General features: G+C 70.0%; 9 protein-coding genes. 3 read left to right on the top strand and 6 right to left on the bottom strand.

Annotated features, from left to right (window positions below; genetic code table 11):
- The first annotated feature begins 12 nt into the window (after positions 1-12).
- Positions 13-807: an enoyl-CoA hydratase/isomerase family protein gene (locus P1Y20_RS08100; RefSeq protein WP_304448154.1), complete on the top strand. Its 795-nt coding sequence runs from the start codon at positions 13-15 to the stop codon at positions 805-807.
- A gap of 101 nt (positions 808-908) precedes the next feature.
- Here P1Y20_RS08100 and dnaK read toward each other — a convergent pair whose 3' ends face one another.
- From dnaK to P1Y20_RS08130, 6 genes are all read right to left on the bottom strand, one after another.
- Positions 909-2,828 carry a molecular chaperone DnaK gene (gene dnaK / locus P1Y20_RS08105; protein WP_304448155.1) on the bottom strand — a complete coding sequence of 640 codons (1,920 nt, stop codon included), beginning with the start codon at positions 2,826-2,828 and terminating at the stop codon, positions 909-911.
- Between the two features lie 135 nt (positions 2,829-2,963).
- A complete protein-coding gene (locus P1Y20_RS08110) occupies positions 2,964-3,662 on the bottom strand; it encodes a nucleotide exchange factor GrpE (RefSeq protein ID WP_304448156.1) in 699 nt (232 codons plus the stop codon).
- A gap of 101 nt (positions 3,663-3,763) precedes the next feature.
- The gene (locus P1Y20_RS08115; RefSeq protein WP_304448157.1) at positions 3,764-5,107 is read right to left on the bottom strand and encodes a hypothetical protein; all 1,344 of its coding nucleotides are present in this window, start codon (positions 5,105-5,107) and stop codon (positions 3,764-3,766) included.
- Positions 5,108-5,160: 53 nt separating this feature from the next.
- The gene (locus P1Y20_RS08120; RefSeq protein WP_304448158.1) at positions 5,161-7,227 is read right to left on the bottom strand and encodes a PKD domain-containing protein; all 2,067 of its coding nucleotides are present in this window, start codon (positions 7,225-7,227) and stop codon (positions 5,161-5,163) included.
- Positions 7,224-7,373 (bottom strand): hypothetical protein, encoded by a 150-nt coding sequence (locus tag P1Y20_RS08125; RefSeq protein WP_304448159.1) that lies wholly within the window; start codon positions 7,371-7,373, stop codon positions 7,224-7,226. The genes P1Y20_RS08120 and P1Y20_RS08125 overlap by 4 nt, the downstream gene beginning before the upstream one ends.
- Positions 7,363-12,651 (bottom strand): malectin domain-containing carbohydrate-binding protein, encoded by a 5,289-nt coding sequence (locus P1Y20_RS08130; protein WP_304448160.1) that lies wholly within the window; start codon positions 12,649-12,651, stop codon positions 7,363-7,365. The genes P1Y20_RS08125 and P1Y20_RS08130 overlap by 11 nt, the downstream gene beginning before the upstream one ends.
- A gap of 384 nt (positions 12,652-13,035) precedes the next feature.
- Here P1Y20_RS08130 and P1Y20_RS08135 point away from each other — a divergent pair, with 384 nt between their 5' ends.
- Both P1Y20_RS08135 and P1Y20_RS08140 read left to right on the top strand, forming a co-directional pair.
- A complete protein-coding gene (locus P1Y20_RS08135) occupies positions 13,036-14,517 on the top strand; it encodes a DEAD/DEAH box helicase family protein (protein WP_379737213.1) in 1,482 nt (493 codons plus the stop codon).
- Positions 14,517-16,046, top strand: a complete 1,530-nt coding sequence (locus tag P1Y20_RS08140) for a DUF790 family protein (RefSeq protein WP_304448162.1) — start codon at positions 14,517-14,519, stop codon at positions 16,044-16,046. The genes P1Y20_RS08135 and P1Y20_RS08140 overlap by 1 nt, the downstream gene beginning before the upstream one ends.
- The last annotated feature ends 23 nt before the right edge of the window (positions 16,047-16,069 follow it).

Below are 16,069 nucleotides of genomic sequence, written 5' to 3' on the forward strand. Positions count from 1 at the left end.
TGTACGACGGGCATGGCCACGACCGACTACGAGAACCTGCGCGTCGAGCGAGACGCACCCCTCGGGCGAATCGAACTCGCGAGCACGAGCGACTTCAACTCGCTCAACCCGACGATGGGCGAGGAACTGGTCCACGCCGTCACGGAACTGAGCGAGGACGAATCGATACGCTGTCTCGTCCTCACGGGGACCGACGGCGTCTTCTGCGCCGGTGCCGACCTCGCCGGTCTCGCGGGCGACGAGCGCGACGCGCCCGAACTCCGCCGTCTCGCCTCGTCGCTCCACGACGCCATCCTCCAGCTCCACCAGGCGGAGACGCCGCTCGTCGTCGGTATCAACGGGGTCGCCGCCGGCGCGGGGTTCAGCATGGCGCTCGCGGGCGACGTGGTCGTGATGAGCGACGAGGCGCGCCTGGAGTACGCCTACGGCCGCATCGGGTTGACCGGCGACGGCGGGTCGACCTTCTGGCTGCCGCGCCTCGTCGGCCTGCGCCGGGCGAAGGAGATAGCGCTCCTCGACGAACCCATCGACCCCGACTACGCCGTCGGCCTGGGACTGGTCACCGAGAGCGTCCCCGCCGCCGAGTTCGACGCGCGTGTCACCGACTACGCCGAGCGCCTCGCGAGCGGTCCCACCGCCGCCTTCGGCGCGACCAAGCGCCTGCTCACCGAGAGCTTCGACCGCGGGCTGGCGGGCCAGATGGCCGCCGAGACCGACGCCATCGCACGCGCCACCCACACCGAGGACTACGAGCGCGGACACGACGCGTTCTTCGAGAAGGGCGACCCCGAGTTCGTCGGGCAGTGAGAACCGAACGAGGGTGAGGGCGGTCGCGTCGACCGCGTTCGCCCGCACCGTTCCTCGTCGTCGTCCGCGACGTCACCGGAACGCTCCGAGTTCTGGGTGGCTCAGGAGGACTCTTCGTCCTCGTCGTCGTCCGCGACGTCCTCGAAGTCGGCGTCGACGTACTCCGACTCCTGGCTCGCGCCGGGACCGGCGCCCGCACCGCCCGGACCGGCACCCGCCGCGCCGGGACCGGCGCCACCCGCGCCGCCTGTACCGCCCGCGGCGCCCTGTGCGGCCTGCTGTTGCTGGTACATCTGCTTGCCGATCTCCTGGAGTTCCTTCGAGAGCGCCTCGGTGCTCTCGCGGAGCTCCTCGGTGCTCGCGTCCTCGTCCTCCAGGGTCGCCTCGACGTCCTCGATGGCGGCCTCGATGTCGGCCTGGAGGTCGTCGGAGACGTTCTCCTCGTTCTCCTCGAGGAGGGTGCGCGCGCGCTGGACCGACCCCTCGGCGTCGTTGCGCGCCTCGATACGCTCGCGGCGTTCCTTGTCCTCCTCGGCGTGCTCCTCGGCCTCCTGCTGCATCCGGTCGATCTCCTCGTCGGAGAGGCCCGCGCCGCCCTCGATGGTGATGGACTCGGCGTTGCCCGACCCCTTGTCCTCGGCCTCGACGTTGACGATGCCGTTCTCGTCGATGTTGAACGTCACCTCGATCTGGGGCGTGCCGGCGGGCGCGGGCGGGATGCCGGCGAGCTGGAACTCGCCCAGCAGCTCGTTCTGGTTCGCCATCTCGCGCTCGCCCTGGAAGACGCGCACCTGCACGTTCGTCTGGTTGTCCGCCGCAGTGGTGAACACCTTCGACTCCTCGGTCGGGATGGTCGTGTTCTTCTCGATGAGGCGCTCGAACAGCCCGCCCTTCACCTCGATACCGAGCGAGAGGGGGGTCACGTCGAGCAGGACGATGTCGTCCACCTCGCCGCCGAGGACGCCGCCCTGGATGGCCGCGCCGAGCGCGACGACCTCGTCGGGATTGACGTTCTTCTTCGGCTCCTGGCCGGTCAGCTCCTCGACTTTCTCCTGGACCATCGGCATCCGGGTCGACCCGCCGACGAGGATGACGTCGTCGATGTCGTCCTGGGAGTAGCCGGCGTCGGCGAGCGCCTGTTCCGTGGGGTCGACCGTCCGCTCGACCAGGTCGCGGGTGAGCGACTCGAACTTCGCACGGGAGAGCTTCGTCTCCAGGTTGAGCGGCCCGGCGTCGCCCGCCGCGATGAACGGGAGGTTGATGCTCGTCTCCTTGCGGCTGGAGAGCTCTATCTTGGCCTCCTCGGCGGCGTCCTTCAGGCGCTGGAGGGCCTGGCGGTCCTGGCGGAGGTCGACGCCGTGTTCGGCCTCGAACTCGTCGGCCAGCCAGTCGATGACGGCCTGGTCCCAGTCGTCGCCCCCGAGGCTGTTGTCCCCGTTGGTGGCGACGACCTCGTAGACGCCCCCGCCGAGGTCGAGCAGGGAGACGTCGAAGGTCCCCCCACCGAGGTCGTAGACGAGGACCGTCTTGTCGGCGTCGTCGTCGAGGCCGTAGGCCATCGAGGCGGCCGTCGGCTCGTTGACGATGCGTTCGACCTCGAAGCCGGCGATCTCGCCGGCGTCCTTCGTCGCCTGGCGCTGCTTGTCGTTGAAGTACGCCGGGACCGTGATGACGGCCTTCTCGACCTCGTCGCCGAGGTACTCCTCGGCGTCGCGCTTGATCTTCTGGAGGATCATCGCCGAGATCTGCTCGGGCGTGTACTCCTCGCCGTCGACCTCGACGGAGTAGCCCTCCTCGCCCATGTGGCGCTTGATAGAGGAGATGGTGCGCTCGGGGTTCTGGATGGCCTGGTTCTTCGCGGGGCGACCGACGAGTCGTTCGTCGTCGGTGAACGCGACGACCGAAGGCGTGGTCCGGTCACCCTCGCCGTTGACGATGATCTCGGGGTCGCCGCCCTCCATCACCGCGAACGCGCTGTTGGTGGTACCGAGGTCGATACCGAGAATCTTGTTACTCGCCATGTTGCTTCCACCTACTGGCGTCTGACCGTTAAACCTTGCTGAATCTCGTCCGGGACGGCCGCGGGGCGTCGGGCCGCAGTCGTGCGGTTTTGCCGAATCGACGGCGGGGGCAACCGCGAGATATAAACAGAAGTGCTAGTCCGACCCGTCGGTCCCCTCGCTCACCGTCACCTGCGCGGGCTTGATGACCTTCTCGGCCATCTCGTAGCCCGGCTGGTAGAGGTCCTCGACGGTCCCCTCGGGGTGGTCGCTCTCGACGCGCATCAGCACCTCGTGGCGCTGGGGGTCGACCGCCTCGCCCGCTTCCGGCGCTATCTCGGTCACGTTCTCCGCCTCGAGGACGTCGTCGAACAGGCGCAGCGTGGACTCGACGCCCTCGCGGATGTCGCCGTCCTGTTCGAGACCGCGCCGGAGGTTGTCCCGGACGTCGACGAGGCGTACGACGAGGTCCTCGGTCGCGCGCCGTCGCTCCTGCTCGCGGCGGCGCTCCTGGCGCTTCTTGTAGTTCTGGAACTCCGCCTGCTTGCGCTTCAGTCGCTCCTCCAGTTCCTCGACGCGCTCCTCCGCCTCGGCGGCCGCCGCCTCGGCGTCGGCGGCACGCGAGCGCAGGGCGGCTATCTCGGTGGCCAACGTCTCCGGGTCCGCCTCCTCGACGCGGGAGACGAGGTCCTCGTCGGCGTCGGCGCCGGCGCCGGAGTCCGACTCGGCGACACCCGACTCGGCCGCGTCGGTGGGGGCCGCGGCCGCCGACCCGTTCGACGCCTCGGCGGCCGCATCCTCGGGGTCACCCGTCGGCGCTCGCTCCGAGTTCGTGAAATCGTCGTCGTCACTCATTGCTCGAATCGTCGGGCGGCGGCCGAGTAAACCCACCGAAATCGCGTCGCGTCGCACCGAAGAAGAGCCGCGGACTGCGGGCCGAGCGGCCCGTCAGTCGGTCAGTAGTCGCTTCCCGGGAGGTCGACCGTCAGCGTGTGGGTGCCGGCGCCGACCGTCTCGGTCGAGGCGTCGGTCAGTTCCTGCTGACTCGCGCTCGCGCGGTCCCAGCCGGGACCGGGCTTCTCGTAGCTGACGAGCGACATCGCCTCCTCGCAGCCGTCGGCCACGGTGAACGTCACCGTCGCCTGTCCGTCCTCGACCTGCATGGACACGTCCGAGAGGCAGGCGGCGTAGGCCGAATCGAGCGTCGAGGGGGCGCCCTGTCGCGTCACCGCGTCGTCGGAACTCCCGTGGAGGAAGTGGACGAGACGGGACTGGTCGCTGTAGAGCTGTCCCTCGCTCGCGTCGAGCTGGTCGAGGGGGTCGCCGGCGACGAAGTCCACCTGGTAGTAGGCCGTCTCGGCGGGCGCGTCCGCGTCGTCGCCGTCGGTGGCGTCGTCGGAGTCCTCCGACCCGTCGTCGGCATCGCCGTCAGCGTCATCGGACCCATCGTCGTCGGCGTCACCGTCGTCTGTGTCCGAGTCGTCGCCGTCACCCACACTGGAGTCGTCGTCCGAGTCGTCCGAGTCGTCGGTGTCGTCCGAGTCGTCCGAGTCGTCCGAGTCGTCGGTGTCGTCCGAGTCGTCCGAGTCGTCCGAGTCGTCGGTGTCGTCCGAGTCGTCCGCATCGTCACCGGCATCTCCGTCGTCACTGTCGTCGGAATCGTCGGAGTCATCGCTGTCGTCGGAGTCATCGCTGTCGTCGGAGTCACCGTCATCGCTGTCGTCGGAGTCGTCGGACCCGTCGTCCGCGTCGCCGTCGTCGCTGTCACCGTCGTCCGAGTCGTCGCCGTCGTCGGCGTCGTCGGTGACGGTCAGCGTCGCGCCGCTCGTGCTCGACACGTCGTAGTCGACACCGTCCTCGGTCCCGAGCGCGACCACGTCGAGGTCGACGTCGGTGTCGCCGGCGGCGGCACCCTGGACCGTGACGCTCCCGACGGTGACGGTCCCGTCGGCCGTCGTCGCCCCGATGGCGTAGAACCGGACCGACGACCCGTCCTCCGCGAGGTCGGTCTCGGTCAGGAACGGGTCGCCGCCGAACCCGACCTCGGTGACGGTCGCGACGCTCGGGTCGACCGAGACGACGAGGTCGTAGGCACCGACGCCGCCGTCGGCGTTCTCGACGACCACGTCGTAGGTGACGGTGTCGTCGACTGGCGTCGACTGGTCGCTGGGGGTGAGGCTCACCGCCGTCGCGCTCGCTGCGGTGACGGCGGGGACGATACCACCGACGAGGACGAGCAGGGCCGCGGCGAGCGCGGCCGCCCGTTTCGCCGTGAGTCGGGTCGTGAGTGTCTGTTTCATCTGTTTCGTGTGTCGCTGGAGTCGTGGTCGGTCACTGGCGTTCGAAAACGGTGCTACTCGTTGACCTCGGCGAAGAGCCGCTGGATGTCGACGAGGTCGAACACGCCGTTGCCGGTGAAGTCGAACAGCGCGTCGTTCTCGGTCAGCGTCGGGTCGTCGCGGTTGGCGAACGCCGCCTGCACGTCGACCAGGTTGAACTCCCCGTTGCCGTTGACGTCCTCGTAGAGGCCGTCACCGTCGAGGTCCCCCGGCGGTCCCGCGTAGCTCTCGTCGAGCACCGGCAGGGTGACCGCTATCTCGCCCGTCGCGTCGTCGTCGACCGTGAACACCCCGTGGGCGTACGTGCCGAGCGCGAGGTCCGCGGGGACGGTGGCGACGAACGGGACGGTCTCCGTCTCGCCCGGCGCGAGGGTGACCGTCTTCGACGCCACGGCCTCGTTCGCCGCGAGCGTCCCGTCGCCGTTCAGGTCGAAGCGGAACTCGACGGTCTTCGACGTCTCGATGGACCCGTCGTTGGTGACGCTCGCGCTCACCGAGACGGTCTCACCGCGGACGACGTCCGCGGGTGCGTCGAGGTCCGAGACGAGGAAGCTCGCCGGTTCGACGACGAGCGTCGCGCCGGCGGTGTCGGTGACGGTCACGTCCTCGCCGTCTTCCGTCCCGAGCGCGGTCACGTCGAGCGAGAGCTGTGTCGTGTCGACGGCCGCCGCGTCGACGGTGACCGTCGCGACGGTCACCGCGCCCTCGTCGGCGGTGTCCATCCCGAACGCCGAGAGGGACGCCGAGGAACCGTCCTCGGCGACCGTGGCCTCGTCGTCGACGGTCGACACCGCCGGTTCGATGGCGTCGATGGTCGCCACGCTCGCATCGTCGACCGAGACGACGAGGTCGACCGCGCCGACGCCGCCGTCGGCGTTCTCGACGACCACGTCGTAGGTGACCGACCCGCCGACGCCCACGGTCTGTTCGGCCGGCGAGAGGCTCACCGCCGAGGTCAGGTCGGGGGCGTCCGGTGCCGCCTCGACGTCGAGTTGCGCCGTCGCGCCGTCGTCGGCGGTGAACACGCCGTGCGTGTAGGTGCCGGGCGCGAGGTCGGCGGGGACGGTCACGTCGAAGGAGACGGTCTCCGTCTCGCCGGGCGCGAGCGTCACCTGCTGGCTCGCGACGCTCGTGCCGTCGAGCTGGAACTCGACGGTCTTCGTCCCGGCCTGCTCGCCGTCGTTGGTGACGTCGGCCGAGACGGTGATGCTCTCGCCCTGCTCCGCGCTCGCGGGCGCGTCGAGGTTCGAGACCGCGAACGTCGCCGGCGAGAGCGGTTCGACCGTCACGCTCACGGTGTCCGTGTCGCTCGCCGCGCCGTCGTCGACGGTCACCTCGAAGTCGAGCGTCGTCGCGCTCTCCACCTCCGGGGCGGTGAACGTCGGCTGGGCGGCGCTCGCGTCGTCGAGCGAGACGTCCGGGCCGTCGCCGACCTGCGCCCACGCGTAGGTCAGCGCGTCGCCGTCGGGGTCGCTCGACGCCGAGCCGTCGAGTTCGACCGTCTCACCCTCTTCGACGGTCTGGTCGGCCCCGGCGTCCGCGACCGGGGGCTGGTTCTGGGGCGTGACGGTCAGCGTCGCGTCGGTCGTGCCCGTCACGGTGTAGTCGCTCCCGTCGGCGTCGCCGAGTTCGAACGGCGCCTCGCCGAGCGTGAGGTCCGTCTCGCCGGCCGCCGTCCCGGCGACCGTGACCGTCGCGACGGTCACGCCCGCGGGGTCGTCGGCCAGGGTGTTCCCCCCGGAGGCGAACAGGAACGAGGCCGACGAGCCGTCGTCGGCTATCGAGGACTCGGGGAACGCCGGGTCGCCGGCGAGGTCGATAGCCGTTATCTCCGCGACCGACGGGTCGGTCAGCGCGACCGTCCCGCTAGCGGCGCCGACACCCCCGCTGGTGGTGTCGACGACGACGTCGAACGTCGTCGAGTCGCCGACGCCGACGGTCTGGTCGGCCGGCGCGATGGTCACCTCGGTGGCCCCCGCGGCGAGCGCGACCGACGTCGCCCCCGCCGAGAGGACGAGCGTCACCGCGAGCGCGGCGGCCGCGAGCGTCCGTACTCCGATTCGCTTCCTGTCTGCTGTCATCGTGTCTGAGTCTCGTTGTCGTAGTCGTGGTCGTAGTCGCGGTCGCGGTCGTCGTCGCGGACGACCGGGTGCGACGACGCGCCCTCCGGAGTGGCAGTCGCGCGCGTCGCGGATGGGGGCCGGGAGCGGCAGTGATCAGCTACCATCGGCTCCTCCGTCCTGGAACTCGGCGAACAGCGCCTGCACGTCGACGATGGAGACGCCGCCGTTCCCGCTGAAGTCGAAGGCGTCGGGGTCGTCCTGCACGGCGTCGTCGTCGAAGTTGGCGAACAGCGCCTGCACGTCGACGATGGTGAACTCCCCGTTGCCGTTGACGTCCTCGTAGAGGCCGTCACCGTCGAGGTCCCCCGGCGGGTTCTCGAAGTCGCCGATGGGGGCGGGGCCGTCGCTCGCGCCGTCGGGGTCGAGGTCGAGGACCACCGACTGCGAGACGAGGCCCGTCTCGCCCGCGTCGTCGACCGTCGTGGCGACGAAGTAGTTCAGACCGCCGGCCTCGCTCGAATCGGTGAGCGTCACCTCGAAGGTGGCCTCGCCGTTCTCGTCGGCCGTGGCGGTGGCCGTCTCCAGCGCGAGCAGTCGGTTCGCCTCGTACGCGTCGAGGTCGTAGCCGCCGTCGGGGACGCCCTCGACGTTGAGTTCGCCCTCCGTGTGCAGCAGGGACACCGTCGCGCCGGGGGCGACGTCCGAGACCGTCACGGTCTGGGTCGCCTCGGCGACGGTGGCCGCGCCGCTCGCGTGCGCCGGGAAGTCCGTGGCGCCGAGCGCGACGCCGTCGACGCCGAGCGTCGGTGCCGCCGCGGGGGCCGAGGCGGTCGTCACCTCGGAACCGCCCGCGCTCCCGTCGCTGTACAGTTCGCCCGTCGAGGTGCCCGAGGCCGACTCGACGGTCACGGTCGCGCCGACGACGTCGTTGCCGCCGATGGGACCGGCGAGGCTGTTCTGGGTGCCCTGGGCGCCCTTGATGCTGGTCGGGTCGAGGTCCGACGAGAAGGCGAACGTCTCGCCCGGTTCGAAGTCGTCGAACTCGACCGTCAGCGTCTCGTACCCGTCGTCGGGGTCGCCGTCGTGCGGGTTCGAGAACGGGTCGAGGCAGGAGGCGTCGCCGCTCCCGCTGCCGTCGGTGAGGAGCCCGACCGCGCTCGCGCCGCTGTCGGCGACGAAGCACTTGCCGGTCTCGTCGCCGGCGGTGCCGACGGGGTCGAACACGACGTCCGGGAGGGCCGTCGTGCCGAGGTCGAGCGTCAGCGTCTCGATGTTCTCGGTGCCGGTGTTCTCGACGACGAACGACCCGCCGCTGTAGGTGCTCGCGTCGAGGTTCCCGCTCCCGCCGTTGACCGTCACGGTCGCCTCCGTGACGGAGTCGGGGTCCTCGGCCGGGCCGACCGACTCGACCCGGATGGCGCTCACCTTCGCGTTGTCCTCGACGGTGGTGAAGTCGACGTTCAGTTCGCCGTCGGTGACCTCCGCCGTGACCGTCTCCTCGACGGCCGTCAGCGAGCCGACCTCGGCGAAGATGTCGTAGTCGTCGAGGACGGTCTCGCCCTCCACGGCGACGTCGAAGACGCGGTCACCGACGTTGCCGTCGCCGGCGCCGTCGTCGTCGGGGTCGTCGTTCGGGGAGACGCCCTGGTAGATCTCCGCGAACTGGAGCGTCACCTCGTACTCGCCGTCGGGGAGCGGGACGTCGTACGAGAAGTCGCCGTAGCGCTCGGTCTCGTAGAGCGTGTCGTCGTCCGTGCCGGCGATGTCCTCGCCGGTCGTGAGGCTGTACGTCTGGCCGCCGGAGAACTCGGTGTCCGCCTCGTAGACGGTGCCGTCGGCGGCGGTGTACTCGTCACCGCCGGCGTTGACCGCGAAGACGACGTCGCCCTCGCTCTGGGCGTCGGTGTCCTCGACGGTGACGGTCACCGTGTCGGTGGCCGTCTCGACGCCGTCGGAGACCTCGAGTTCGAAGACGAGGTCCGCGTCGCCGTCGACCTCGGGGGCGGTGAACGTGGGGTTCGGCGCGTCGAAGACGCTCAGTCCGGCGTCGGGGCCGGACAGCTGCGTCCACGAGTAGCCGAGCTGGTCGCCGTCGGGGTCGCTCGACGCCGAGCCGTCGAGTTCGACCGTCTCGCCCTCCTCGACGGTCTGGTCGGCGCCGGCGTCGGCCGTCGGCGCCGCGTTGTCGCCGGTCGAGAGGGCCCTCACGTCGATGCCCTCCCACGTCGCCGCGAACGGGCTCGCCTGGTACGACGTCGAGATGACGCCGACCGCGAGGCCGACGTCCTGGCCGTCGACCTGGTTGTCCAGCCACTCGGCGGGGATGGTCGTCGACCCGACGAGCACCTGCTCGCCCCCGTCCGTCGCGTAGTGGGCCACCACCGTCTCGTTCTCGGGGTGGACCGTCAGCGAGAGGTCCGTCTCGGTGCTCGTCACCGCGGGGACGTCCGGCTGTACGACGTTCTCGAAGTTCCCGTCGACCTCCTTCGCGAACTGGACGCCGCCGGCGCCGCCGTTGGCGCTGGTGACGAGTTTCACGTAGTTGTCCTGGTCGCCGGTTCCGAGGTAGATGCCGGCCGACTGGTAGTCCTCCGGCTCCTCGGGGAGGCCGGAGACGGTGGACTCGACGACGAACGAGTCGTCGGGGGCGTCCACGCCGAACTGGAACGCGTGTTGCTGGTCGTTATTCTGATTGACCGCGTCGCCGTCCTGGACCTCCTCGACGGTCAACACGGGGTTGGCCCCGCCGAAGACGACGTTACCGGGCTCGTAGAGGTCCTGGTAGTCCTCGCCGTTGCTCATCAGCCCGGTGAACCCGATGCCCTCGAGGCTGTCGGGCTGGGAGCCGCGCTCGAAGTCGTAGGAGACGGGGAGCGTCGTCGACAGGCCGTTGTCGGGGTCGACCGCGAACGGGTCGTCCGTGTCGAGCAGGCCGTCGTTGTCGTCGTCGTCGTCGTTGACGTTCGAGACGAAGTCGCCGTCGTAGTCGGCGGGCTTGTCCGCGCTCGAACACGGGTCGGTCCCGGCGTCGAGTTCGTCGGCGTTGTCGTAGCCGTCGGAGTCCTCGTCGAGCGAGGCGTCGTCCGCGCCGGTGCAGGCGGGCGTGTCGCCGCCGTCACCGCCGTCGGCGTCGTAGTCGTTCGGCTCGAAGACGGTCACGTCGTTGCTACCGTAGGTGACCGCCCAGACGGAGCCCGCGAAGGGGTCGTCGTCGCCCTGTGCGGTGACGTCCAGCGGCGTGCTCCCGAAGTTCGAGAACAGCTGGGTGGTCTCCGTCGCCTCGCTCCCGTCGGCCGAGAGCTGGACGCGGTAGACGCTGCCGTCGAAGCTGGCGGTCAGCAGGTCGCCCTGCATGGCACCGCCGAAGTTCGAGGCGGTGTACTCGGTCAGCCCGTTGGTCGACGAGCCGAACGTCGCGAGCACGGAGTCGTCGTCCGCCGGGGCGATGTACTCGCACTCGCGCGGGTCCGCCATGTCGAACGGGACGGGCGTGTCGTCCTCGGTGAACTCGACCACCAGGTCGCCGTTCTGGTCGTAGACGTTCGCGCCGTCGGGGTTGCCGCGCGTCGGGTTCGGGTGCCCGGCGTAGTAGTCCTCCGTGACGAGGTGGAGGTTGTCGGGCGACCCGCTCCCCGGGCCGTTCGGTTCGTTCGTGCACATCGCGGTGCCGTCGCCGACGGGGACGTTCCCCCAGCCGCCGTTGGCGCCGTTGTCGACCGTGTAGAGCTGGCCGTCCTCGGTCAGCACGATGTCGTAGGCGTTGCGGTAGCCCGGCGAGTAGACCTGTACGGGGCCGTCCTCGACGAGCGTCGCCATGTTCTGCCCGTCGAGGCCGCCGAACGGGTCGTCCCCGCCCTGCAGCGTCGGCAGGTCGTACTTGTAGGGGACGGTCGCGTCGGTCTGCGTCTCCCTCGACTCGACGTCCGCGAGGTCGATGGAGACGATGGCCGCCGAGAGCGCGTACTCGGGCAGGTAGGAGAACTTGTCCGAGGGAGCGCCCTGGTTGGTGTGGCCGCCGACCGCGAGGTAGAGCGTGTCGGTCGCCTCGTCGTACTGCATCCCGTTCGGGGAGTGGTTCTCCTCCGAGCGCGGCAGGCCGCGCACGAGGACGACGTGCTCCCACTCGGAGCCGGTCCAGGTCAGCTTCGAGACCGTCCCGGAGTTGGTGTCGAGGCTGTCCTCGGGCGGGCTGTCGTTGCTCACCGCGATGCGGGAGTCGCTCGAGGAGACGTACAGCACCGGGTTGTCGGCGGTGCCGGCGACGACGATGCCCGTCACCTGTCGGTTGTCCGGGACGCCGTCGGTCGAGCCGTCGTCGTTGTGGTTCTGGATGTCGTTGACGAGGTCGATGGTCTCGCTGTCGACCACCTCGTAGTCGTTCGAGCCGCCGCGTTCGACCTCGTAGGCCTCGATGACGCCGCCCTGCTGGGCGACGTAGAGGCGGTCGTCGGGGCCGAACTGCAGCGACGTGGGGTTCGACAGCGAGACGCCGTCGAGACCGCTCGCGCCGAAGCCGACCGGCACGTCGCTGACGCCCTCACCCGAGAGCGACACCGACAGCGGCGAGTTCGACCCGGAGTGGGTCACGTCGAGGCTCGCCGCCTTGGCCTGGGCGTCCGAGGGGGAGAACGTCACCTGGACGGTGGCGGACTCGCCCGGCGCGAGCGTGCCGTCGCCGGCGAGGCTCGCGGAGAAGTCGTCGGCGTCAGCACCCGAGAGACTCACGTCGGAGACGGTGATGTCGGGGTCGCCGGCGTCGCCCTCGTTCGAGAGCGTGACCGACTCGGTCGCGCTCTGGCCGGTCACGACCTCGTCGAAGTCGACGCTACCGGGTGCGCCGAGGACGTTCGGCTCGGGCGCCGACTCGACGATCTCGACCGCCGAGACCTTCGCGTTGTCCGTCACGGTGGTGAAGTCGACGTCGATGGTGCCGTCGGTCGGCGTGACCTCGAAGGACTTCATGACGCCGGTCTCCGGGCCGACGTCCGCGACGATGTCGTAGTCGTCGAGGACGGTCTCGCCCTCGATAGCGACGTCGAACTCGCGGGCGCCCTCGCCGTTGCCGTTCTGGACGCCGTGGAAGATTTCGGCGAAGTAGAGGCGCACCTCGTAGGTCTCGCCGCTCTGGACGCCGTCGGAGAACGACCACTGCATGTCGCCGTACAGTTCGGTTCCGAAGAGTTCCGTCGGCGTCCCCGACGGGACCGACCCGTCGAGGTCGACCGTCCCGTCGTAGTTACCGAACTCGTCGGCGTCCGAAATCACGGCCGACGACTGGTCCGAGGCGACCCAGTCCGGGCCGCCGTCGGCCGCGTCGACCGTCTCACCACCGGCGTTCACCCGGTAGAGGACGTCGCCCGGCGCGGCCGCCGCGTTCGTGACGACGCCGGACATCGATACACTGGACAACAGGAGGAGCGCGACGAGCGCAACCGCCGTCATCCGTCGTCTCAACAGCCGTTTCCTCAGCATGAGTGTGGGCGGCTTTCCCTACCGTGGATATTGTTACCGTCCCGAAAATCACACTCAATACATCGTTTGGAACGAATGATACACCGGAAGGCGAGCTAACGGAATCCTGTCTCTCTCGGAGAGAAAAATATCACGGAAGCTAGATGGGTTCGGTTTACATCGTTTACCGCCGTTCTGACGTTCATAATCACAACTATATACAACAGAGAATACCGGAAACCGCACGACTGGGAGGCCGTCAATATATGACGTGAATGGAAGGTCATATTCGGAATGTGGATACCGGATGGACGAAAATACATCAACCGGTTGTTACTACTCCGTGGGAGAGCGGCGGGAGAGGGGGTGGTCGAGATGAACTATCAGCGGGCGTTAACGAGGCGCGGGCGAGGAATAGGTGAATATACCAGTCGGGGCGGCGTGAGCAGGGGCGTGGAACCGGTCACCCTCTCGTTCGAGGACGGGACGGTTCGCGTCGAGGGGGCGGACGACCCGCTCCCGGGCGTCGAGGCCGACCCCCGGACGCGGACCCGGCGCGCGCCCGCCCACCGGTACGCCGCGCTCACGGCGGCCCTGGAGGCCCGCGGCGCTCCCCACGAGGACCGCGTCCTCGAGGCGGCACCCGAACTCCCCCCACTCGAGACGAGTTACGAACTCCGCGAGTACCAGCGCGAGGCGCTCGACGCGTGGCGGGACAACCGCAAGCGCGGCGTCCTCGAACTCCCGACGGGGAGCGGCAAGACGGTCATCGCGGTCGTGGCGATGGCGGCGCTCGAAGTGCCGACGCTCGTCGTCGTCCCGACGGTCGACCTGCTCGAACAGTGGCGACGCGACCTCGAAGCCGAGTTCGACTGCCCCGTCGGCCAGATGGGCGGCGGCGAACAGCGCGTCGAGGCGCTGACCGTCTCGACGTACGACTCGGCGTACCTCCGCGCCGACGAGGTGGGCGACCGCTTCGGCTTCGTCGTCTTCGACGAGGTCCACCACCTCGGCGGGGAGGGCTACCGCGACATCGCGCGCCTGCTCGCGGCCCCGGCGCGCCTCGGCCTCACCGCCACCTTCGAGCGCCCCGACGGCGCCCACGAGGTGGTGACGGACCTCGTCGGACCGTGCGTCTACCGACTCGACGCCGACGACCTCGCGGGCGAACACCTCGCCGCCTACGACATCAAGCGCCTCCACGTCGACCTCACGCCCGAGGAACGCGAACGGTACGAGGCCGCCCAGGGGACGTTCGTCGACTACCTCGCGCGCTCGAACCTCGACATGCGCTCGGGGAGCGACTACCAGAAGCTCGTGATGCGCTCGGGCACCGACCCGCGCGCGAGAGAGGCACTACTGGCGAAACAGCGCGCGCGCGACGTGGCGATGCACGCCGACGCCAAGGTCGACCTGCTCGCGGACCTCCTCGACCGCCACCGCGAGGACCGAATCATCGTCTTCACCGCCGCGACGGACCTCGTCTACCGCCTCTCCGAGCGCTTCCTCGTCCCCGCCATCACCCACCAGACGGGGGCGAACGAGCGCCGGACCACCCTCCGACGGTTCCGGGACGGGACTTACAGCCGGGTCGTCACGGCGAACGTCCTCGACGAGGGCGTCGACGTCCCCGACGCGAACGTCGCCGTCGTCCTCTCGGGCAGCGGGAGCGAACGCGAGTTCACCCAGCGACTCGGGCGTGTCCTCCGACCGAAGGGCGACGCTGGCGGGACCAGCGACGGCACCTCGGGGGACGACGCCGACGAGACGGCGCGCTCGCGCGCGGGACGGGCGCTCCTGTACGAGGTCGTCACCCGCGAGACCGCGGAGGAGAACGTCGCTCGGAGGCGTCGCTGATGCTGACGAAGGACCTCCTGCGCGTCTCCCGGCGCGGCGGGACCTATCGTCCGCAGTTCACGACCGAGGCGGACGAGGAACTCGCCGCGCGCGTCCTCGGCGTCTACCAGGGCCACGTCGGCGAACCGCGCGCGACGCTGGCGGAAGCGCTCACGGACCTCGAAGGCGACGTCGAGTCGTTCAAGCTCGTCCGCGGGTTCGCGAAGCTCTTAGAACGGGAGGCGACGTTCGAGGTACGCGCGGCGGCCGACCCCGAGCGCGTCCGCGACGCCGTGTTCCGTGCCGCAGAGCGGGAGGGCGTCGTCACGGCGGACGAGCGGGCGGCGGTCCTCGAACGGGTCGCCGACCGCTTCGGCGTCACCGTCGACGACATCGACACGTCGCTCTACGCCGACCTCGACTCGCGGGAGGTCCTCGTCGCGTTCGACCCGCGCTGGTCGCCGGCCGACCTCCGGGAACAGTACGACCTCTCGCTCGCGCAGACGGCGCTGTTCGACGCGACCGAGGTCAGGATACGGAGCGCCGACCCGAAGCGCCTCGTCTCGGCGGTCAAGCGCCTGCGACTTCTCTACGAGATTCGGAAGACGTCCGAGGACAGTGGGGGCGACGGTCCGCCGGTCCGCGAGGTAATCGTCACCGGTCCCGACGCGCTCTTCCGGCGGTCGCGCCGCTACGGGACGCGCTTCGCGCGCCTCCTGCGGACGGTCGCGGCGGCGCCCGACTGGCACCTCGAGGCGACCATCGACGACCGCGGCACCGACCGCCTGCTCGAACTCGACGGCTCGGACGTGACGGTCCCGAACGTCGAACCGCTCGCGGAACCCGCCTTCGACAGCGGCGTCGAGGCCGACTTCGCCGCGCGCTTTCGCGCGCTCGACCTCGACTGGGACCTCGTGCGCGAACCCGAACCCCTCGAGTCGGGGGCACACGTCGTCATCCCCGACTTCGCGTTCGACTGGGCGCACGGGGACTTCCGGGTCTTCTTCGAGATAATGGGCTTCTGGACGCCGGAGTACGTCGAGAAGAAGCTCTCGCGGCTCTCGACGCTCGAGGACGTCGAACTGCTCGTCGCGGTCGACGAGTCGCTCGGCGTCGGCGAGGAACTCGCGGCGCTCGACCACCGGGTCGTCACCTACACGGGAACGGTCCGGGTGAAGGACGTCCGGGACGCGCTGCGGCGCTACGAGGACGACCTCGTGGCTGCCGCGGCCGACGACCTCCCCGACGACCTCGTCCCCGAGGCCGACGTGACGACGCTCGCACGCCTCGCCGCCGACTACGGCGTCAGCGAGGCCACTGTCGAGGCGAAGGCCTTCCCCGAACACGAGCGCGTCGGGCGGACGCTCGTCCGCCCGGCCGTCCTCGACGACCTCGGCGAACGCATCGAGGCGGGGCAGTCGCTCTCGGCGGCCGAAACCGTCCTCGACGAGGTCGGCATCGACGACGCGAGCGCGGCGCTGTCGGCGCTCGGCTACCGCGTCGAGTGGACTGGCCTCTCGGGGGGAACGGTCCGGCCGAAGGAGGAGTGAGCGGCCGGCGAGCGTCGAGCGGA

It is taken from the genome of Halomarina ordinaria (genome assembly GCF_030553305.1).
Taxonomy (GTDB): Archaea; Halobacteriota; Halobacteria; order Halobacteriales; family Haloarculaceae; genus Halomarina; species Halomarina ordinaria.